Consider the following 20,687-nt stretch of genomic DNA (forward strand, 5'->3'; position numbering starts at 1 on the left):
GAATTGGCAGTTCAAAGCCGATTCCACTGCTTTTATTTTGCTCTCAGAAGCCGTCCCAACTGCCTCAGCGTTTCGCCCGCTTGCAAATCGGCCCAAGCGTGGTGCTGTCCGGAGGCAAAGTCAAAATCGTCGTTTTTTTTCTGATAGACGCGCACACCTTCAGCAGCGGCAGTTAGGATGACCCGCGCTCCCAGACGAAGGCCGTAGGATTTGACCTGCAAGAAGGCTTCTCGCCAGTCGCGCTCTCCTGCGGCGCGGTATTTAACTTCTACCAGAGCCTTGGCACGCTGCTCGGGCGCGCTGCCTGTCAGCCCGATTGCATAATCTGGATAGACCCGTTCGCCGCGTCCCATCCGCACCGGAAGTTGCCTGACCCAATCTTTCGGCTCCAACCCGGCACGTTGCAACAGTGGCTCAATCAACTGAATTTCAACGTCTCGCTCATTGGCAAGTGCGCTCAGATCAACTGATTTCTGCGGCGTGAAATGCGGAATGCCCGCCGGAAGGTCCGCTTTGGTGCCAAGCATTTGAAGGATTCGCTCGTATTCGCCGTGAGTTAGGGCTTTCCCGCTGGCTCCTTGCAAGTTGGCCTTAACGTACTTGTTCTGGCCCAACAAAGAATCACTGGCAATTTCCCGGAAATGAAGCGCGGGCAGGCGCAATGGCTGGCCGATTTGAACGGCGTGCTTGTAGTGGAAGAACGGGTCCTCGTAAGCGTCTTCTACCACCCGCCACAGCGAATGCACCGCGCTGACCGGGCTTCTGGCGTACATGATGCAAGCGTCACCGCGCCGCATATCCAGATTGCCCTGCCAGTGCGTCTGCGCGACACTCTGATTCTCATCCATCCATTCCAAGTCATCGTTCTCAACGCCGCCGATCAGCAGCCAGGCGCTACGCGGCTCGGGAAGATCGTTGTTCTCACCGTCATCCACGTAATTCACCGAAAAGTCGTACATGAAGGCCAGCAGCTCCGGCAGCGACAACCCATTCAATCTGCGGAAATCCCAAAATGCCGCGCAGAGCTGGGCGTAGTAGAGCCACCGCCCCAGACGATCATTCTTCGGGGGGACGGGCGGAAGTGGAATGCTGAAAGTTTCGGAAATTTTGAGAACGAGGTAAAAGTTACCAGACACGGCATAAGGTAAAAAAACGTCTGGGTGGGCGAGATAAAGGCCCAGACTCAGCAAGTGCAAATTGGCGAATACATCGTCCAGAGCAAGAACGTCACCGTCTTTCTCTGACAGCCGAACAGTACCCGAACTAACCAACTGAGTTAGGAGATGTCTAATTTGCTCAGGCGTATTCGTAGCAAATTCCTGAGCGGCTTCACGAACGGCGGTGATGTAGGCAATTTCCTCGTCTCCAAGGGAAACCTCCTGCCATTCCAGTTCATCACTGCCATGAACAGCAATCCAACCATCCACGCCCATAAAAGTTTCCAGCAGATCTGCACGTTCGGCAAAGTTGTCCAACCGCTCAAAGTAACTGAGCGCCAACTGACCTTCAGAAGACGCTATATACATCTCCCAGACAAACTCGTTTAGTTTTGCCGTCACTCAATTATCCTACCCTGCTGCGCCCCGTCACCATCAAACCGCTTTCACCTCTTCTCCCACCTCTTCCCTCTGACCCGCCCACAGCCGTCCGGCCAGCAGCGCGGCCACCACCGCCCCCAGCAACGTGACCGCGAAGGCCAGCGTGAAGGCCCCGTCCAGTGGGCGCACGCGGGCGATCAGTGCGCCGCCCACGCCTGCGGCCAGCGCCACCATCAGCGATTCGATATTCGCCAGTTGCCCGGACAGTTGCCCCGCACCTTCCGGGCGCACACTGGACAGGGCGAACAGGGAAATACTGGTATAGCCGGTGCCCATGCCCAGGCAGGCCAGCACCCAGCCGGGGTAGATGGCCCACAGCGGCAGAATGTTCAGCACGCCCAGGGCGGTCATGGCCACGCCGACGGTGACGCCACTCAGGCCGGCGCGAATGCGGGCGGGCCGGGACGCCTCGCCGCGCGCGTCCTCGATGCGGGCCTGAATCCACGATCCCAGCGTCCAGCTCACGCCGCCCAGCGACAGGATCAGGCCCGCACCGGTCAGGCTCAGGCCGCGCAACTCGTTGAGGGCCAGCGGCAGAAAGGAGCTGGTGCCCATGATGGCAAACGCCGCCAGTCCCCGGACCATCAGGGCGCTGGGCAGGCCGCCCCTGAAGCGCCACATGCCCGCCGGGAACAGCACGCGGGTGCTGAGGCCCACGCCGATCAGACCCACTGCGCCCAGCAGCAATCCCAGGGCGTCGGCGCGGCGCAGGCCCTCCACCAGCGCGCCCGCAGACAGGGCCAGCCCCAGCGCAGGCCACAGGATGCGGCGGCTGCCGCGCGATGCCTCACCCTGCTGCGGCTGCCGGACGCGGACGCGCAGCGGCAGTACAGCCATCGGTGCGCTGAGGGCCAGCACGGGCACCAGCCCCCAGAACACCGCGCGCCAGGACCACGTATCGGCGATCAGGCTGGCGATCAGCGGGCCGATCAACGCGGGCAGCAGCCATGCGCTGGAAATGGCCGCCAGCATCCGGGCGCGCGCCCCCGGCGGGTAGCGGGTGCTGATCACCGCCCACGGCAGCGCCGCCAGACCGCCGGCCCCCAGGCCCTGGATCAGGCGGCCCAGCACGAAGATCAGCATGGTGGGCGCAGCGGCCCCTACCAGCAGTCCGGCAGCGAACAGGACCAACGCCAGCACGGCCCCGAACGCCAGCCCGCGCCGGTCCGCCACCACGCCGCCCAGCACCGCGCCGAACAGGCTGGACAGCAAAAAGGCGCTGGAGGCCCAGCCGTACAGGGCCAGCCCGCGCAGTTCTCCGGCGACCCTGGGCAGCACGGTGCTGACCGCCATCGACTCGAAGGCCACGATCAGCACTACCAGCACCAGACCCAGGCTCAGCGTGCGCGGCACGGCGGGCAGGGGGACTGAGGTGGGATGGGCGACGCTGCTCACGGGGGGCATCCTCGCACAGGCGGACGGGCGGAGATGTGAGGTTTGGCCGCCGGGTGGAGGCGTCTGATGTCCCGCTCCTTGCCTCCTTAGCCCTCCCTGTCTGACCCGCCTGCCCCCGCCGCCCTCCGCCGGGGCGCAGACTGGGGCCATGCCCGAACTGTTGCCCCGCGCCCGCGCCTCGCAGGAGAGCGTGTTTGCCCGCATGAGCCGCCTGGCCGCGCAGTACGGGGCCGTTAATCTGGGCCAGGGCTTTCCCGCCGATTCTCCCCCGGCCTTTTTGCTGGACGCGGCGCGGCGGGCGGTGGGCACGCTGGACCAGTACAGCCCGCCGTCCGGCCTGCCCGCACTGCGCGACGCCATCGGCACAGATCTGGGCGTGGACGGCGCGGATGTGATCGTGACCTGCGGCGCAACCGAGGCGCTGAACGTGCTGGCCCTGTCGCTGTACGGTCCAGGCGACGAGGTGCTGATGCTGGAACCGGTCTTCGACGTGTACATTCCCCAGACGCTGCTCGCCGGGGCCATACCCGTTACCGTGCCCATGCAGTTGTCCGGGGCGGGAGGCTGGTCCCTGAATCTGGAGGCGTTGAAGGCCGCCGTGACTCCCTGCACGCGGGCGCTGCTGCTGAACAGTCCCTATAACCCGACTGGCACGGTCTTTTCCCGCGAGGAACTGACGGAAATCGTGGCGCTGGCCCGCGCGCATGACCTGTGGATCATCAGCGACGAGGTCTACGACGAACTGTATTTCGGCGAGAAACCCGTGTCCATCCGCGACATGGCCCCCGAACGCACCTTTACCGTGGGCAGCGCGGGCAAGCGGCTGGAGGCCACCGGCTGGCGCGTGGGCTGGATCGCGTGTCCGCCCGCCAGCACCGGAAACGGGGAGGCGGGCCGGGGCGTGGCCGCCAACATTGCCGGGGTGCGCCAGCAGGGATCGTTCTGCTCGCCCACGCCCTTGCAGGCGGCGGTGGCCCTGGCCCTGCCGCTGGCCCGCGCCGAAGGTTTCTACCAGGATCTGCGGGCCGAGTACAGCGCCCGGCGGGGGCTTCTGGCCGGTGGCCTGCGCGACCTGGGAGCCGCCGTCTTCATGCCGCAGGGCACCTATTTTCTCACGGCGATTCACCCTGAGTGGCGGGCAGAAAGTCTGGTGGAGCGCGGCGTGGCCGTGATTCCTGGCGAGGCCTTCTACTGGCAACACCCCGCGCCGGAGGGCCTGCTGCGCGTCGCCTTCTGTAAATCGCGGGATGAGATCGCGCGGGCCTTGCAGCGGCTCTCGGCGGTCAACCAGGTCGCGCTTTGAAAAGACTGCCCCCACAATCAATGTCAGGAAATAAGCAGAGTATGAAGACCACTGCCAGGGATATGTGAAGGCCATTGCCTTTCAGAGGATGGGCAATCTCGATATGATGGGTTCATGAAGAAAGCCACCCTGACCCTCCTGGCCCTCAGCGCCGCTTCCTCCGCCTCTGCCGCGAATTATATCGGCGGCTCTATCGGCAGCGGTCTGTCCATCCATTACCAGACCGACCGTAACGCGCAGTCGGCCCTCCGCTACGGTCTGAACCTGGACGCCGTGGGCTTTAACTTCGGCACGCTCTCGGTGGGCGGTTCGGTGGATTATCTGGCCAATCTCGCGGGCGGCAATCTGGGTGCGTTCACGCCGTACTACGGCGCGGGCCTGGGCGCAGGGATCTCTCTGGGCAAAGGCACCGGCTTCACGGTGTATCCCCACGTTACAGCCGGTCTCAAGTATCAGCTCAATGCCCCGATCAGCGTTTTTGGCGAAGTGAATGCTGGCCCCACGGTTTCGCTGGGCACGGGCAGCAGCATCGGATTCGGTTTCGGTGCACGCCTGGGCCTGAACTACCGCTTGAATTAACGCCTCGAGATAAAGCGCACAGTGGCACGCCCCCTCGGCCTTTTTACGGGTCTGGGGGGCTTAGCGTAGCGTTCGAGCTGCGGGCGATTTCAAGGTTACCCCATGCCTGGTTGACTGGCAGGCCCAGCCGTTGCGGGAACCGCCTGTCCAGACGGCTTACGCCCTGAGTCGCCTGTGCTGTCAGGTCGATGGGCAACTTCGGACTCACGCTGATGGCCCAGTCACTCTGCCAATGTGAGGCTGCCACAGAGGCAAAGCCAATCAGAGGTGAGGCTATCAGGGCTGTGGAACTGCGTTTCGTGGCCCACGTCTTCTGTGGGTCTGACTGCGTGTTCTGGTTCCAGGCCCCCTACCCAAAATGAGCGACGCGTTAATCTGGTCAGGCAGCGAAGTTGATGAATGCGGCCCTCCCCAACTTGCCCCCCTGTGCCGGGACGCGCATAGTGGGAGACGTTTCCAACAGTCCAGCTCCAGTCTCTCCCCCACTTCCCCCATCCCCGGAGGTTCACGATCACGTCACTCCATACCCTGACCCTGACCCTTGCCGTGCTGGGAAGCGCCGCATTCGCCGCTGCGCCTAAGGACACGCTGGTTATTCAGCAGGCCGCCACCGTGACTACGCTGGACCCCAGCGCCGCCTACGACACCTTCAGCCTCCAGATCATCGAGAACATGTACGAGACGCTGTGGACCTACAAGGGAGCCAGCCTGACGCAGATGACGCCGCTGCTGGCCTCGGCGCTGCCGGTGTACAGCGACGGCGGCAGGACGCTGACGGTGAACCTGCATCAGGGCGTCAAGTTCCACAGCGGCAACCCCATGACCTGCGCCGACGCCCAGTACACCTACCGCCGCGATCTGGTGACGAACCATGCCGAATCGGCCAACTGGTTTATCAGCGAGTCGCTGCTGGGCACGCGCGACAACGCCAAGACGGATAAAAGCGTCACCTGGGCACGCATCTCCGGGGCCGTGAGCTGCAACGCGCAGGGGCAACTGGTCTTTAAACTTCCCAAACCCGATCCAGCGTTTGTGGCGAAGATGGCCTTTGCCGGAATGGGCGTGCTGGACAGCAAATGGGCCACCAAAATGGGCGAGTGGAACGGCACCGAGGCCACCTGGCGCGACTGGATGGGCAAGGACGTCTCGGGCAGCAAGCTGAGCGCCCAGCCCAGCGGCACCGGGGCTTATCAGTTGCTGCGCCGCGACGCCGACAACATCTTGCTGAGGGCCTTTCCCAATTACTGGGGCGGCAAACCAGCCATCGCCAACGTGATCATGCAGAAGGTGGGCGAACTGGCCGTGCGGCAGCAGGCGTTCCTGCGCGGCGACGCCGATCTAATCGAGGCCGGAACGCGCGCCAACGTGGAGGCGCAGCTCAGGGGCAAACCCGGCGTGAATGTGCTGGACAACCTGCCCAGCGCCGGGGCGCAGGCGCTGTTCATGAACAACAAGATCAAGAGCAGTTCCGCTCTGGGCAGCGGCAAGCTGGACGGCAAGGGCATCCCCGCCGACTTCTTCGCCGACACCGATGTGCGCCGGGCTTTTGCCTACGCCTTCGACTACGACCAGTACATGCGCGACGTGCAGCGCGGCAAGGCGGTCAAACGCACCATGCTGCTGCCCGACACCTTCCCCGGCTACTCGGGGAGCACCAAAACGTATGGGTACGATCCGGCACAGGCCCAGGCGCTGTTCAAGAAGGCCCGTGGCGGCGAGGTCTGGAAGAACGGTTTTACCATCAACGCCAATTACCGCACCGGGCACATCGCCGGACAGGTGGCGCTGGAACTGCTCAAGCGCAATGTGGAGGCCCTGAATCCCAGGTTCCGCATGAACATCATCGAGGAGCCGTGGTCTGAGCAGTCCAAAAAGATGCAGGACGGCCTAGAGATCATGCTGCCGATGGGCTGGGGCGCGGACTACGCCGATCCTGACAACTTCATGTACACCTTCTATAGCTCCGGCGGTTTCTTCTACCCCACCAACAACTGGAAAGACGCGGACGTGGACCGCTGGCTGGAGCAGGCCCGCGCCACGGTGGACCCCGCCACCCGCGCCGGGCTGTACAAGCAGGTGGCGGACCGCGCCTACCAGCAAAGTCCCTTTATCGTGCTGCCCGCCGAGACCAACATCCGCGCCGTTCGCAGCAACCTTCAGGGCGCGTCGGCAGCCAGCTACAACCCCATGCGCTCGTTCGGCTTTACCGGAACGCTGTGGCGGGAGCTGAGCAAGAAATAACAGGCCTATTCAGAGACGGGCCAGCAAGTATGACTCCTTTCGCTGGCATTTAGCCTGACCAGGGTGCTCTCAGCGCCCGCACCCTGCCTGAAAAGTTCAGGAGGGGCGACTCGCGTCTGATCAGGGCCACCTCTCCCCTCCCCTACCGTCCCAACCGTCTATAAATCTCACGGTCTCATTCGTGTCTGGCTGACACAATGGAGGCATGAGTCTTGCCCCCCCTTCTGACCTGTTCGATGTCGCCATCGTCGGCGCTGGCCCGGTGGGGCTGGCCGCCGCTATTTCTTGCAAGCGCGCAGGCCTCAGCTACGTGGTGCTGGACAAGGGCTGCGTGGTCAACGCCATTTTTGAGTACCCCACCTACATGTCGTTCTTCACCACCGCCCCCGAACTGGAAATCGGCAACCACCCGATGGTCACCGGCCACGACAAACCGGACCGCCGCGACGCGCTGATGTATTACCGCCTGGTGGCGCAGCGCGAGGCGCTGAACATCGAGCAGTACACCTCGGTCACGGCGGTCCATGCGGCCCCGGCGGGCTTCACGCTGGAAACCAATCGCCGCGACGGTATCCCCGATGTGCTGGAGGCGCGGCGCGTGGTGGTGGCAACCGGCTACTACGACAACCCGCTGCACCTGGGCATTTCCGGGGAGGACAGCGCGAATATCAGCCACTATTACACCGAGGCGCACCCCTTCATGGGCCTGAACGTGACCGTGATCGGCGCGGGCAACTCTGCCGCCGACGCGGCGCTGGACCTGTGGCGCGGCGGCGCGAAGGTCACGATGGTGGTCCGCGCGCCGGACTTGAAAAGCACCATCAAGTACTGGGTGCGCCCGGATCTGGAAAACCGCATCAAGGAGGGCAGCATTGCCGCCCACTTCAACTCGCGGGTGGTGGACATCGGGCAGGACGTGGTGACGGTGGAGCGCCAGGACGGCACCACCTTCGAGCTGCCCACCCACTTCACCTTCGCACTGACCGGCTACCGTCCAGACCTCTCCTTCCTGAGTGATCTGAATCTGGCGCAAGAGCCGGACGCGTGTCTGGTTCTAGACGAGCAGTACGAGAGCAGCACGCCGGGACTGTTCGTGGTGGGCAGCGCGGGTTTTGCGGGCAAGACCAATCAGGTGTTTATCGAGAATGGACGCCACCACGCTGAGGCGGCAGTGGCCGAGATCACACGGCAACTGGCCGGGCGCGCGGAGCTGCTGGCGCATTGATGTTCCCTCACAGACGTGCTGCGGGCGCGTGAGATACTGGCGGGCATGAGGTCAAGATTCCGCCTGTCCCTGGGTCTGGGTGCCGCGCTGCTGACGGCGGCACTGGGTCAGGGTATCGCCCAGATGCCGCCCATCCCGGCGCTGCCGCCGCTGCCCTCGCCCACATTGCCAGAGCCGTTGCCTGCCCCGGTCCCAGAGCCAGTTCCAGAGCCAGAGCCGACTCCCGACCCTGTGCCGGAACCCACCCCACCAGCCCCCGCGCCTGTGCCGATGCCTGTGCCTGAGCCAGCTCCGGCAACCACGCCGCCCGTCAGAGTGCCCGCCTTCAAGGGACCGCTGCTGATCAACGTGGAAACCACCATCCCAGTGCTGGTGGACGGCAAGAAGACCACCGTGCCGCTGACCCGCACGCTGACCATTCCTGGCCCACGCATGGCGCTGATCCGGCAGAGCGGCGCGGTTACCGCCAGCCTGGACGCGGATTTGAAAAAGTTCGTGAACGGACTGGCCGGAAAGGCGCAGGACGCCCGTTTCGAGGAACTGTGGGACGGCTGGGCAGTGGTGCAGCGCAACGCCCTCCAGATCGATCTGGCCGCCACCCGCGCCAATGTCCTGGCCGCCGTCCAGGATCCCAGAGGTGTCAAGGCCAGCGTTGTCGTGACGGGTCAGACGGCCCCGCAGCGCACCCTGGATTACTTCCTTTCCAGAGGGATCACCGCGCATCTGGGCACCGGCGAGACCAACTACTACGGCAGCAGCGACGCCCGCGTGACCAATATTCATGTGGGCGCGAAGAACTTCAGCGACCGGCTGTTCGAGGGCAAGACCTTTTCCTTTAATGGCTTCGTCGGTCCGGTCACGTCCAGCAACGGCTACGTGACCGGTCTGGTGATCGCCGGGGACCGCACCGCCAGCGGCGTCGGCGGCGGCATCTGCCAGGTCAGCACCACCGCCTTCCGCACGCTGTACGGCGCTGGGCTTCCCACCCTTCAGCGACAGAACCACTCGTATCAGGTGCACTACTACGATCCGCAGGGGCTGGACGCCACCATTTACCAGCCCAGCTTGGACCTCAAGTTCGCCAACGACACTGGCGGCGCATTGTGGTTCCAGACCGAGTGGGACGACGAGGCGGCTAGCCTGAGTATCAGCGTGTTCGGCAAGGCGCGGGACTTCACCGTGGAGATCGGCAAGCCGAGGACGCTCAGTTCCACGCCCTCACCTGCCGACAGGATCATCCCCGACGCCACACTGCCTGCCGGACAGCGCAAGCAGGTGGACTGGGCAGCCCCCGGCGCGGTGATGGAGGTCACGCGCAAGCTGGTGCGCAACGGCAAAACCGTCAGGCAGGACACCCTCAAGAGCAGCTACCGCCCGTGGCCGAATATCTTTCTGGTCGGCACAGGGCGCTGAGCAGGAAGAAATAGGAGGGGAGAGGGAGAAGCATGCACGCCTCTCCCCTCTCGGGATGCCTTATGATTCGGCTTCAAATCCCAGCAAATTCAGCAGCCGGTCCAATTCCTCGCGCGAGGCGTAATTCAACTCCACCTTGCCCTTGTCCTCGCCGGTGATGCGGACACGGGTTCCGGTGCGGCGGCTCAGGTCCAGTTCCAGTTGGCGGTAGGTGCGCGGCGGATTGACCTTGATGGGCGCGTTGGCTTTTGCGCTGCCTTCCCGGCGCAGCGCCTCGGCCTCGCGGACGCTCAGGCCCCGCAACGTGATCTGTTCCAGCGCCCAGGCGCGGTCCGCGTCCGGCTGGGCCAGAATGGCGCGGGCATGTCCGGCGCTGATCTGGCCGCTGTCCAGGGCGCGCAGGGCACCGTCAGTCAGGGTCAGTAGCCGCAGGGCGTTGGACACGGTGCTGCGGCCCTTGCCCACGGCCTGCGCCACCCCCTCCTGATTCAGTCCCTGGTCCAGCAATGCCTGATAGGCCCGCGCTTCTTCCAGCGGTCCCAGGTCCTCGCGTTGCAGGTTTTCAACGATGGCGATTTCCAGCGCCTCGCGGTCACCCAGATCGCGGATGATGACCGGCAGCTCAGTCAACCCGGCCAGTTGGCTGGCCCGCCAGCGCCGCTCCCCGGCCACGATCTCGAATGACTCACCGCGCGGGCGCACCAGCAGCGGCTGGATCACCCCTTTCTCGCGGATGCTCTGGGCCAGTTCGGCCAGCGAGGTCGGCTCGAACACCTGTCGCGGCTGATAGCCCGCCTGCACGATGCGGTTGATGCTCAGGGCCTGCACTCCACTGGCACTCTTGCTGGCAGGTGCTTCGGCCACCGGGCGGGCCAGCAGGGCGTCCAGCCCCCGGCCCAGACTAGATTTTTTCGACACGCGACATCACCTCGTCGGCCAGTCGCTTGTAGGCAGCCGCGCCGCTGGACAACGGCGCGAAGGCGTTGATCGGCTTGGAGAAGCTGGGCGCCTCCGAGAGCCGCACGTTGCGTGGAATCACGGACCAGAAGACCAGTTCGCCAAAGTGTTGCCGCACCATCGTCTCGACCTCCTGGGCCAGATTGGTGCGCCCATCGAACATGGTCAGCACCACGCCCAGCACCTTCAGGCGCGGATTGAGGCCGCCCTGTACGCGCTCCACCGTTTCCATCAGGCCCGCCAGCCCTTCCAGGGCGTAATACTCGGCCTGCAAGGGAATCAGCAGCGCGTCGGCAGCAGCCAGCACATTGACCGTCAACGGCCCCAGCGAGGGTGGCGCGTCCACCAGGATCAGGTCGTAGCCGGTCAGGCTGCCCAGCAGGCGACTCAGCGCGTCCGGGTCATCGGCCAGTTCCACACCCGCGCCCGCCAGATCGGGCGTGGCAGGAAGGAGATCCAGCCCCGGCTGATCGGTGGGACGGATGCATTCGGCTGCGCGGGCCGGATCTTCCAGAGCCTCATACAGCCCCAGCTCGGCTCCACGCTGGCCCAGACCACTGGTGGCGTTGCCCTGCGGGTCCATGTCCAGCAGCAAGACCTGCCGCCCGCTTGCGGCCAGGTAGGCTGCCAGATTGATCGCGGTGGTGGTCTTCCCCACCCCTCCCTTCTGATTGACCAGGCCCAGCACGTTCACTGCGGCCCCCCGTGTGCCATCTCCGCACCATGCGGTCGTCTCTTTTGCCCGTCTCCCATCAAGTCAACCTCACCTTTGCCCTTCACTTTAGCGTGCCTGTCGGGGAGGTGGCGTCCAGAACAGTGGCTGGGCGGTAGGGACGCCCTCGCGCCGGGGGTATTTGGACGGCGTGGGCCTGTGCTTCTCAATCACGATCAGGGTCCGCGCGTCGCCCAGGATGGGCAATTCAAACGGGTCCACCACCTGAACCTTGCCGCCCACCTCTCCCGCCGCGCGCCGTCCGGCGTTTAACTCCTCGGCGGTGATGTTCCCCTTCTGCGCCACCAGCAGGCCTCCCTCGCGCAGCAACGGCAGTGCCAGTTCTGCCAGGACTGGCAGCGAAGCGACGGCACGCACCACCACGCGGTCATATTTGCCCCGGTGTTCCGCATCTTGCCCCAGCGATTCCGCCCGGCCCACCAGTGGCGTCACCTGATCGAGACCGAGCTGCGAGGCAGTTTCCCGAACGAAGTCGATCTTTTTGCGGGTCGAATCGACAGGCGTGAACCGAAGCTTTGGCCTGACGAGCGCCAGTGGGAAGGTCGGGAATCCCGCCCCCGCTCCCAGATCGAGAACAGCCAGCGCCCCCTCCAGGTATGCTCCCCGCAGGCAGGTCAGCGAATCCACGAAATGCTTGAGGACAATGTCCTCCTCGGTCTTGAGGGCGGTCAAATTCAGGCGAGTGTTGCCTTCCCGAAGCAGTTCCAACAGCCGCCCGAAGGCTGGAAGCTGGTCTATCACCTCCAGTCCCAGCGCCTGTGCGCCCCGCTGCAACAGGTCCGCGCTTTCACTCCTCACAGGCTGTACCGCATTTTCATATCTGCATAGCGCCCGTAGACGTGCGGGTCAATGCTTTCCAGCGGCAAACGGTCCAGCAATGGCATTAGCGTCTCGCGCAACACCTGGCCCCGCGCCATCCACTGAAAATAACTGCGTCCACCGTGCTCGTAGGGACCGTACAATTTAGACCCAGGACACAGTCGGAGCAATGTTTCGAAGAGTTTGTGATGGCGGGTATGCATCCGTAGGGTGACCTGGGGCTGTTTCCCATCGCCGCCAAAATGTCCCTCGCCAATCAGAATACCGAGCAGCAGCCCTTCCTCAAATGTGTTCAATGCCCACCCTCCGTTGTTTCACCGTCAAGTTTCCCGTGAAACTCAGCCGGCGTCAAGGAGACGGTACATCAGAGAGGCGGGCCGTGACCCACCAGCTCCGTCAATCTTGTTTCACCGTCAAGTTTCCCGTGAAACTCCCTGCTTTTTAAGATGGATCAGCAACGCCCCGACATCGGCATGCCGCACGCCCGGAATACGGGCTGCCTGCTCCAGCGTATGGGGACGGCTGCGGCCCAGCTTCTCGCGCGCTTCATTGGACAAGGAAGGTATGGCGGCGTAGTCCATCCCTTCCAGATTCACGTCACGGGCACGGGCCTCGGCACGGAGCTGCTGGCGGGCGCGTTCGATGTAGCCGGCGTACTTGACACGAATCTCTATGGCCTCACGTTCGGAAGCGTCAAGATCATTGCCTGGGGAAATACCCAGCGCCTCGACATCCAGCAAACCGAACTCTGGACGGCGCAGCCACGCTTCACCCGTCTGCCCACCACTGCGCTGGGATGCGAGCGCAGCCATTCCTCCAGTGACGCGGCGGTATTTCATCCGGACTCTGGCCAGATCGTCATCGGGCACCAGCCCCAGCCGATGGCCCAGGGGCGTCATACGTTCGTCGGCGTTGTCCTGGCGCGCCAGCAGGCGGTGTTCGACGCGGCTGGTCATCATGCGGTACGGTTCGTCACTGCCCTTGAAGACCAAGTCGTCCAGCAGCACACCGATGTAGCCTGTCTCGCGGCCAATCGGTTCAACCACCAGATTCAAAGCGCGGCGGGCCGCCGTCATTCCGGCCACCAGACCCTGCGCCGCCGCCTCCTCGTAGCCGCTGGTCCCGTTGATCTGTCCTGCCGTGAAGACCCCCGTAAGTAAGCGCGACTCCATATTCAGGGTCAGGTCGGTAGAGTCGATCACGTCATATTCCACCGCGTAGGCATAGCGTTGAACCACCGCCGACTCGAAACCCGGCAGCGTACGCACCAGCCCATCTTGTAAATGCGGCGGCAGCGAGGAGCTGAAGCCCTGCAAATACACCTCGCTGGTTTGAACCCCGTCCGGTTCCACGAACAGCAGGTGACGGTCGTGGTGGGCGAAACGCACCACCTTGTCCTCGATGCTGGGGCAGTAGCGCGGCCCCCGGCCCTCAATGTCACCGGAAAACATCGGAGATTCATGCAAGTTTTCATGGATCATGCGGTGCGTTTCGGGGGTGGTGTGGGTCTGCCAGGTGGGGGACTCCCCAGCACGCGGGCCAGGCGTACCGGTGAAGCCGCGCGGCTGCGGATCGGCGGGAATTTCAAGCAGCTCCATGAAATTTACTGAGTCCGCCCGGACGCGGGGCGGCGTTCCCGTTTTAAAGCGCTTGAGGATGTGGCCGGCCCGTTCCAGCGGGGCTGAGAGAAAGCGCGATGGCGGCTCACCCTGCCGCCCCTCAGCGCGCGACTGCCGTCCATACCAAGTTACAGCCCGCATAAAGGTGCCCGCTGCAACCACCACACTACGGCAGGGAAGACGGCGACCATCGGTGGTCAGGACCAGCCAGCCGCCGCAGCCATCGGATTCCAGATCAGCTGCTTCACCGCGCACGATGTCGATGTCAGGATGTCCAAAAATCACGTCCTGGGCGCGTTCTGCGTAAGCGTCGCGCTCGTTCTGAACACGCAGGGACTGAACCGCCGGACCCTTGCTGGCGTTCAACACTCGGGTGTGAATGGCCGTGTCGTCGGCCAGCCGTCCCATCAGGCCGCCCAGCGCCTGAATTTCGAAGACCAGTTGGCTCTTGCCCGGGCCGCCCACCGCCGGGTTGCAGGGCATCCGGCCCACCGTCGCCGGGTTGCCCACCAGCAGGGCCACACGCGAGAACTTGGCAGCTGCCCAGGCCGCCTCCAGGCCGGCATGGCCCCCACCAATCACGATCACATTCCAGCCATTCATCGGTGGTGAGTTTAGCTGCCCAGCCCGGTGCCAACGGTGACCCGCACCGTGGGACGATAATTGCTCAATCCAAGTTCGGATGAGCGGATGAGTGGATGGGCAGGTTTATTCATCTGGTCTTCAGGTTTCCAACCTTCTACAATTGGCCATGGACTTCGCCACCCTCCGGGCCGATCTGATCGGAACTGACGCCGTGATCCGCACGCCTTTTGGGGAGCGGCGGGTGACCTATGCCGACTACGTGGCTTCCGGACGGGCGCTCAGGAGTGTGGAAGAGCGGATCAACACGCTGGCACTGCCGCTTTACGCCAACACCCATACCGAGGACAGCGCCACCGGGGCGCACAGCACCCACCTGTCTCATCAGGCCGCCGACTACGTCCGGGAGCAACTGGGCGGAGACGCAACGTGCAAGCTGGTCTTCTGCGGCTCGGGCAGCACGGCGGCGGTGCGGCGCATTCAGGACATCCTGGGGCTGACGGTGTGTGGGGACCACCGGGCCACGGTGCTGGCCTCCATTCCCGAACACGAGCGCCCGGTGGTCTTCGTCGGCCCGTACGAACATCACAGCAACGAGGTGAGTTGGCGTGAAACCTTAGCCGAGGTGGTGGAACTGCCACTGTGCGATAAGGGCAGCCTCGATCTGGACGCCCTGGTCACGGCGCTCAAGTCCCCACAGTATGCCCGCCGCCCCAAAATCGGCTCGTTCAGCGCGGCCAGCAACGTGACCGGGCTGCTGACCGACACCCGCACAGTGGCGCGTATTCTCCACAGGCACGGGGCCTACGCCTTTTTTGACTTCGCGGCCAGCGGCCCATACGTGAAGATCGACATGAAGCCGGGCAAGCCAGATGGCTACGACGCCGTGTTCCTCAGCCCACACAAGTTCGTGGGGGGGCCGGGCACGCCAGGGCTGCTGTGTTTTCAGGACCACCTGTACCATCTGAATGTGCCCAGCACGGCGGGCGGCGGCACGGTGCGTTATGTCAGCCGCACCAAGCAGGTGTATATCGAGGACATCGAGGCCCGCGAGGACGCCGGAACGCCTGCCATTCTGGGCAAGATTCGTACGGCGCTGGCCTTTAAGGTCAAAGAGGAGCTGGGCGTGGACGAGTTGACGGCGCGGGAGCATGAGCTGTTCGCGCGGGCGCTGGAACGGCTGGGAGACAACGGGCGCATTCAGATTCTGGGCAATCCGCAGGCCGCCCGGCTGGCCTTCCTGTCCTTCTTGGTGCGCGCCACCGACGACGCCTACCTGCACCCCCGGCTGGTGGTGCGGCTGCTGAACGACCTCTTCGGGATCCAGGCGCGTGGCGGCTGTGCCTGCGCTGGACCTTACGGCCATGTGCTGCTGAACATCGACGACGAGCGCAGTGAACGGTACATGCAGTGCGCGCTGTCCAACATCGACGGCCTCAAACCGGGCTGGACCCGCCTGAACCTCGCGCCGTGGGCCAGCGATGAGGAGGTGGAGTTTCTGCTCTGCGCCACCGAATTCGTGGCTGAACACGGCGCGCGTTTCCTGCCGCTGTACGCCTTCGACTGGATGAGCGGGGCATGGACGCACGCGCAGGACGAGGCCCCCATGGACTTGTTTGGAGAGCAGCGACCACAGACCGCTGGGGGAGAGGTGCCGTTCGCCGCCTATCTGGAAGAGGCGCAGCGCGTTTTAGAGACCCTGGGGCCAGTAGGGGAGGGGAGAGCCGTTCCCACGTACGTCCCCGCCGATCTGGTGTTTTTCGCGCACTGAACGGGAGCAAGGCTCTCCCCATAGCTCCTGAAAGCCACTCCCGTCCACACCTGCCGGACGGGCCTGCCTCCTGTTCTGTCCACGCCCAGCGGCTAGAATGCCTAACGCCCGTTAGTTTAGACAGCAGTTAGACAGATTCCGCCGATGGCAGAGAAGGCTCCACAGTCTGCCGCACGCTCAGGAGGCCCGCCTCAGATGACCCCATTCCAGATCAACCCTGCCCCTCCGGTTGAATTCTTATCGGTTCCGGAAATTCAACCTTTCACCGCCGAACCGATCCGCTATGTGGGCGAGGACGGCCTGCCGGTCCATCCGCTGCCCGACGCCTACACACCCGAGCGCCTGCGCGAGCTGCACAGCGTGATGCTGCGCGCCCGCGAGTTCGACCGCAAGCTGATCACGCTGCTGCGGCAGGGGCGCACCACCTTTTATGCACAGTCCAGCGGCATGGAGGCCACCCAGGTGGGGCTGGCGCACTCGGTCCGGCCCGGCCACGACTGGGTGTGGCCGTATTACCGCGATCACACGCTGGCCCTGGCGCTGGGCGTGCCGATGTTCGAGCTGATCAGCCAGTGCCTGGGCAGCAATTCCGATCCCAGCCGGGGCCGCCAGATGCCGCACCACTTCGCCGCCCGCAAGCAGAACTTCGTATCCATCAGCAGTTCCATTGCCAACCAGGTGCCGCCTGCTACGGGTACGGCGATGGCGCAAAAGTATCTGGGCACCGACGAGATTACCGTCTGCACCTTCGGCGACGGGGCCACCAGCGAGGGCGACTGGCACGCTGGAATGAACATGGCCGGAGCGATGGCCGCGCCGTGCCTGTTCGTGTGCGAGAACAACCAGTGGGCCATCAGCACCAACCTGCGTGGCCAGACCGCCAGCGAGAACATCCACATCAAGGCCAGGGCGTACGGCATGCCCGGTTTCTACGTGGACGGCAACGATCTGGTGGCCGTGATGGAGGTCTGCACGCACGCCGCCGGGTGGGTGCGCGCCGGAAACGGCCCCGCGCTGGTGGAGTGCCTGACCTACCGCGTCGGCTCGCACAGCAACGCAGACGCGGACGCCGAGAAGCACTACCGCACCCGCGAGGAAGTGCAGGAATGGCTGGGCCGTGATCCGATTGTGCGGGTGGAAAAACTGCTGGAACACCTGGGCCATCCCATCGAATCCGAGGAGCGCTCCAACATGATTTCCGCCGTTCACCGCGAGGTGGATCAGCAGGTCATCCGCGCCGAGGCCACCGGGCAGCCCGACTGGCGAATCATGTTTGAGGACGTCTATTCCGACATGCCCGCCCATCTGCGCGAGGAAGCGGCCATGCTGCGCGCCGAGCAGGCTGAGCAGACCGGGGGGGACCGCAAGTGACCGCCACGCAGGAAAAACAGAGCCTGCCAGCCGCCACCCCCGAAACCCGCACCATCAACCTGATCACCGCCATCACCGAGGCGCTGCACGAGGAGATGGAGCGCGACGACCGGGTGGTGCTGTTCGGTCAGGACGTGGGCGCACGCGGCGGCGTGTTCATGGCGACGGCGGGACTTCAGGCCAGCTTCGGCCAGCGGCGCGTGTTCGACACCCCCCTCAGCGAGGCCAGCATCGTGGGCGCGGCGGTGGGGATGGCGGTGCGTGGCCTGAAACCCGTGGCCGAGATCCAGTTCGCCGACTACATGGGGCCGGGCTTCGATCAGATCATCTCTCAGGCGGCCAAAATGCGCTACCGCAGCGGCGGCCAGTACACCGCGCCGCTGGTGATCCGCACCCCATCCGGCGGCGGCGTCAAGGGCGGCCACCACCACAGCCAGAGTCCCGAGAGTTATTACACCCACACGCCGGGCCTAAAAGTGGTGATGCCCAGCACGCCCTACGACGCCAAGGGGCTGCTGAAAGCCGCCATCCGAGGGGAAGACCCAGTGATCTTCTTTGAACCCAAGCGGCTGTACCGCGCCTCCAAAGGGGAAGTGCCGGGCCACGACTACACCGTCAGGATCGGTGAGGCTGCCATCCGCCGCGAGGGGACGGACCTGAGCCTGATCGGCTACGGCGGCGTGATGCCCGATCTGGAACGCGCCGCCGACGCGCTGGGGGCCGAGGGCGTCAGCGTGGAGGTCATTGACCTGCGCAGTCTGGTGCCATGGGATAAGGAGCTGGTGGTGGACAGTGTGCAGAAGACGGGCCGCGCCGTGCTGGTCAGCGAGGCCCCGCGCATCAGCAACTTCATGGGCGAGGTGGCGTACAGCATCCAGGCCGCCGCCTTCGACTCGTTGCTGGCTCCGGTGGGGCAGGTGGCAGGCTTCGACACGCCGTATCCCTACGTGCAGGACAAGATCTACCTCCCCGGCCCCAACCGCATCACGGCGGCCTGCGTGCAGGCGCTGAACTATTAGCACCTTCGCGCTGCCCACACCGCGCGTGAGCCTGCGCCTATGAAGCTCAAGCTGAACCCTGAGCTGCTGCGCCCGCTGCTGGGCACCCTGGGCCTGATGATCGGCTTCGGCCTGTACGCGGTGGCGGGCGACTTGCCCCAGCCGTGGCACAACCTGAGCATCGGCGCGATGTTCGTCCTGCTGGGCGTCAGTGCCTACCTGTACGCCAGGGGCGAACGCTGGATTCAGGTGCTGGGCGGTGTACTGACCGTTTACGGCGTGCTGCGAATGTTTGTCATCGGCTAGAGGCGAGCAACCGCCCCACATCCCCACCCTATTCCCCCACCCCGAAGAGGTAATTCGTGAAAGAAATCCTGCTCCCCGAACTGGCCGAAAGCGTTGTCGAAGGCGAAATCCTCAAGTGGCTGGTGGAGGAAGGCGACACCATTGAGCTGGAACAGCCGCTGTGCGAGGTCATGACCGACAAGGTGACGGTGGAATTGCCCAGCCCGGCAGCGGGCATCCTGAGCAAGCGCATGGCGCAGGAGGGCGACGTGGTGGCCGTCCACGCCGTCATCGCGCTGATCGACGAGGGGGGTGAGGCGGGCGCGGCAGCCACCCCCGACTCTGCCCAGCCTGACTCTGCCCACCCCAACTCTGCCCAGCCCGGCCCCACCCAGGCCATTCAGAACAGCGGCGAAAATCCGGCCACCGCCGACGCCCAGTTGCCCCCACAGGCCCAGGAGGAGCGCGAGCAGATGAGCGCCGACGAGGCTGAGGAGCAGGGCGGCAGCATCGTGGAGGCGGGCCACCTGAAGGGCGGGGCCGACGACGATTCCAGCAGTCTGTTCAAGGCCTTTGCCTCCGATGAACAGGTGAAGGTGCAGGGCCTGGGCAGCCGCAGCGGCAGCGGCGCGCCGGGCAGCTCCACCGCCGGGACAGGAACATTGGAGCGCGGGCCTGCGCCCGCCCGCGCCGATGGCCGCGTGCTGGCCGTTCCCGCCGCCCGCCAACTGGCCCGCGAGATGAACATTGATCTGGCGCAGGTCCAGGGCAGCGGTCCCAACGGGCGTATCCGGGTGCAGGACGTGGCAGAGCATGGGCAGGGTGGAGGAGGGCAGGCGGCTGCGCCTCAGACCCAGTCGCAGGCTCAGGCCCCGCAGGCGCAGGCCGCATCAGCTCCAGCCAGCCAGCCCCAGCCTGCCGCGAAGGGCGCAGGCGGAATGCCCGTCGCGCCCGTTCAGTACCGCACGCCCAGGGGCTATGAACACCTGGAAAACCGCGTGCCGCTGCGGGGCATGCGCCGCGCCATCAGCAACCAGATGCAGGCCAGCCACCTGTATACCGTCCGCACCCTGACCGTGGACGAGGTGAATCTGAGCAAGCTGGTGGACTTCCGCAGCCGGGTCAAGGAGGAGGCGAAGGCGGCGGGCGTCAAACTGTCGTATCTGCCGTTCATCTTCAAGGCAGTCACGGCGGCGCTCAAGAAGTATCCCAGCCTGAACACGTCCTTCGACGAGTCCAGCGGCGAGATCGTCCAGAAGCGGTACTACCACATGGGCATGGCCGTGGCCACCGACGCGGGCCTGACCGTTCCCGTGCTGCGGGACGTGAATCAAAAAAGCATCTTCGAGCTGGCGCGCGAGGTTGTTGATCTGGCGGGCCGCGCCCAGGCGGGCAAGCTGGCACCGGACGAACTGACGGGCAGCACCTTCTCGGTCACCAACATCGGCTCGATTGGCGCGCTGTTCTCGTTCCCGATCATCAACGTGCCGGACGCCGCCATTCTGGGGATTCACAGCATCGTCAAGCGGCCCATCGTGGATGAACACGATAATATCGTGGTGGCCCACATGATGTACCTGAGCCTGTCCTTCGATCACCGATTGGTAGACGGCGCGGAGGCCGCCCGCTTCTGCAAGGAAGTGATCCGCCTGCTGGAAGACCCGGACCGGCTGATGCTGGAGGCCATGTAAGCCGCCCGGCTGCACCGAACCCCAAGCCGACGTAAATCCCAAGCCGACAGATCCCAAGCCGACATAAAGGTGTGCCCCGAATTCGTCAAGGGCGCATCAGCTTGAAG

Annotated in this window: 17 protein-coding genes and 1 pseudogene; 10 read left to right on the forward strand and 8 right to left on the reverse strand. The window is 64.6% G+C overall.

Translation table 11 applies throughout. The features are described 5' to 3' along the window. Positions 1-32: 32 nt before the first annotated feature. Together Q322_RS0107265 and Q322_RS0107270 are read right to left on the reverse strand one after the other, a co-directional pair. Positions 33-1,559 carry a hypothetical protein gene (locus Q322_RS0107265; RefSeq protein WP_034417933.1) on the reverse strand — a complete coding sequence of 509 codons (1,527 nt, stop codon included), beginning with the start codon at positions 1,557-1,559 and terminating at the stop codon, positions 33-35. Positions 1,560-1,592: 33 nt separating this feature from the next. Further along, positions 1,593-3,002: an MFS transporter gene (locus Q322_RS0107270; RefSeq protein ID WP_051668330.1), complete on the reverse strand. Its 1,410-nt coding sequence runs from the start codon at positions 3,000-3,002 to the stop codon at positions 1,593-1,595. A gap of 139 nt (positions 3,003-3,141) precedes the next feature. Between Q322_RS0107270 and Q322_RS0107275 the strand changes: the two genes are divergently transcribed. The 5 genes and pseudogenes from Q322_RS0107275 to Q322_RS24965 all read left to right on the forward strand — a co-directional run. Continuing rightward, on the forward strand, positions 3,142-4,296 hold the full coding sequence (locus tag Q322_RS0107275) for a pyridoxal phosphate-dependent aminotransferase (RefSeq protein ID WP_029477190.1): 1,155 nt from the start codon (positions 3,142-3,144) through the stop codon (positions 4,294-4,296). Positions 4,297-4,410: 114 nt separating this feature from the next. After that, positions 4,411-4,875, forward strand: a complete 465-nt coding sequence (locus Q322_RS0107280) for a hypothetical protein (protein ID WP_029477191.1) — start codon at positions 4,411-4,413, stop codon at positions 4,873-4,875. A 546-nt stretch (positions 4,876-5,421) separates the two neighbouring features. After that, entirely contained in the window at positions 5,422-7,116 is a 1,695-nt protein-coding gene (locus Q322_RS0107285) for an ABC transporter substrate-binding protein (protein WP_245593176.1), read from the forward strand. A 205-nt stretch (positions 7,117-7,321) separates the two neighbouring features. Beyond that, positions 7,322-8,341 carry a YpdA family putative bacillithiol disulfide reductase gene (locus tag Q322_RS0107290; protein WP_029477194.1) on the forward strand — a complete coding sequence of 340 codons (1,020 nt, stop codon included), beginning with the start codon at positions 7,322-7,324 and terminating at the stop codon, positions 8,339-8,341. Between the two features lie 432 nt (positions 8,342-8,773). Further along, positions 8,774-9,472 (forward strand): annotated as a pseudogene (locus Q322_RS24965) (VanW family protein); the annotation flags it as partial. An 87-nt stretch (positions 9,473-9,559) separates the two neighbouring features. Here Q322_RS24965 and Q322_RS24970 read toward each other — a convergent pair. From Q322_RS24970 to mnmG, 6 genes are all read right to left on the reverse strand, one after another. Continuing rightward, positions 9,560-9,811: a HipA N-terminal domain-containing protein gene (locus Q322_RS24970; protein ID WP_415831111.1), complete on the reverse strand. Its 252-nt coding sequence runs from the start codon at positions 9,809-9,811 to the stop codon at positions 9,560-9,562. A gap of 3 nt (positions 9,812-9,814) precedes the next feature. Then, positions 9,815-10,672: a ParB/RepB/Spo0J family partition protein gene (locus Q322_RS0107300; protein ID WP_029477197.1), complete on the reverse strand. Its 858-nt coding sequence runs from the start codon at positions 10,670-10,672 to the stop codon at positions 9,815-9,817. Continuing rightward, the gene (locus Q322_RS0107305; protein ID WP_029477198.1) at positions 10,656-11,405 is read right to left on the reverse strand and encodes a ParA family protein; all 750 of its coding nucleotides are present in this window, start codon (positions 11,403-11,405) and stop codon (positions 10,656-10,658) included. The genes Q322_RS0107300 and Q322_RS0107305 overlap by 17 nt, the downstream gene beginning before the upstream one ends. Positions 11,406-11,492: 87 nt before the next feature. Further along, the gene (gene rsmG / locus Q322_RS0107310; protein WP_029477200.1) at positions 11,493-12,242 is read right to left on the reverse strand and encodes a 16S rRNA (guanine(527)-N(7))-methyltransferase RsmG; all 750 of its coding nucleotides are present in this window, start codon (positions 12,240-12,242) and stop codon (positions 11,493-11,495) included. After that, positions 12,239-12,559 carry a hypothetical protein gene (locus Q322_RS0107315; RefSeq protein WP_029477201.1) on the reverse strand — a complete coding sequence of 107 codons (321 nt, stop codon included), beginning with the start codon at positions 12,557-12,559 and terminating at the stop codon, positions 12,239-12,241. Before Q322_RS0107315 ends, rsmG begins: the two co-directional genes overlap by 4 nt. 117 nt (positions 12,560-12,676) lie before the next feature. Further along, positions 12,677-14,485 (reverse strand): tRNA uridine-5-carboxymethylaminomethyl(34) synthesis enzyme MnmG, encoded by a 1,809-nt coding sequence (gene mnmG / locus Q322_RS0107320; RefSeq protein ID WP_029477203.1) that lies wholly within the window; start codon positions 14,483-14,485, stop codon positions 12,677-12,679. Between the two features lie 148 nt (positions 14,486-14,633). Between mnmG and Q322_RS0107325 the strand changes: the two genes are divergently transcribed. The 5 genes from Q322_RS0107325 (at position 14,634) to Q322_RS0107345 (ending at position 20,580) form a co-directional block, all read left to right on the forward strand. Next, on the forward strand, positions 14,634-16,235 hold the full coding sequence (locus tag Q322_RS0107325; RefSeq protein WP_029477205.1) for an aminotransferase class V-fold PLP-dependent enzyme: 1,602 nt from the start codon (positions 14,634-14,636) through the stop codon (positions 16,233-16,235). Positions 16,236-16,430: 195 nt separating this feature from the next. Next, complete coding sequence (locus tag Q322_RS0107330) at positions 16,431-17,606, forward strand: thiamine pyrophosphate-dependent dehydrogenase E1 component subunit alpha (RefSeq protein WP_051668331.1); 1,176 nt, start codon at positions 16,431-16,433, stop codon at positions 17,604-17,606. Next, positions 17,603-18,625, forward strand: a complete 1,023-nt coding sequence (locus Q322_RS0107335) for an alpha-ketoacid dehydrogenase subunit beta (protein ID WP_029477207.1) — start codon at positions 17,603-17,605, stop codon at positions 18,623-18,625. The genes Q322_RS0107330 and Q322_RS0107335 overlap by 4 nt, the downstream gene beginning before the upstream one ends. A 39-nt stretch (positions 18,626-18,664) precedes the next feature. Further along, on the forward strand, positions 18,665-18,910 hold the full coding sequence (locus Q322_RS0107340; RefSeq protein ID WP_029477208.1) for a hypothetical protein: 246 nt from the start codon (positions 18,665-18,667) through the stop codon (positions 18,908-18,910). A gap of 56 nt (positions 18,911-18,966) precedes the next feature. Next, positions 18,967-20,580, forward strand: a complete 1,614-nt coding sequence (locus Q322_RS0107345) for a dihydrolipoamide acetyltransferase family protein (RefSeq protein ID WP_029477209.1) — start codon at positions 18,967-18,969, stop codon at positions 20,578-20,580. The last annotated feature ends 107 nt before the right edge of the window (positions 20,581-20,687 follow it).

It is taken from the genome of Deinococcus frigens DSM 12807 (genome assembly GCF_000701425.1).
GTDB classification, from domain to species: Bacteria; Deinococcota; Deinococci; order Deinococcales; family Deinococcaceae; genus Deinococcus; species Deinococcus frigens.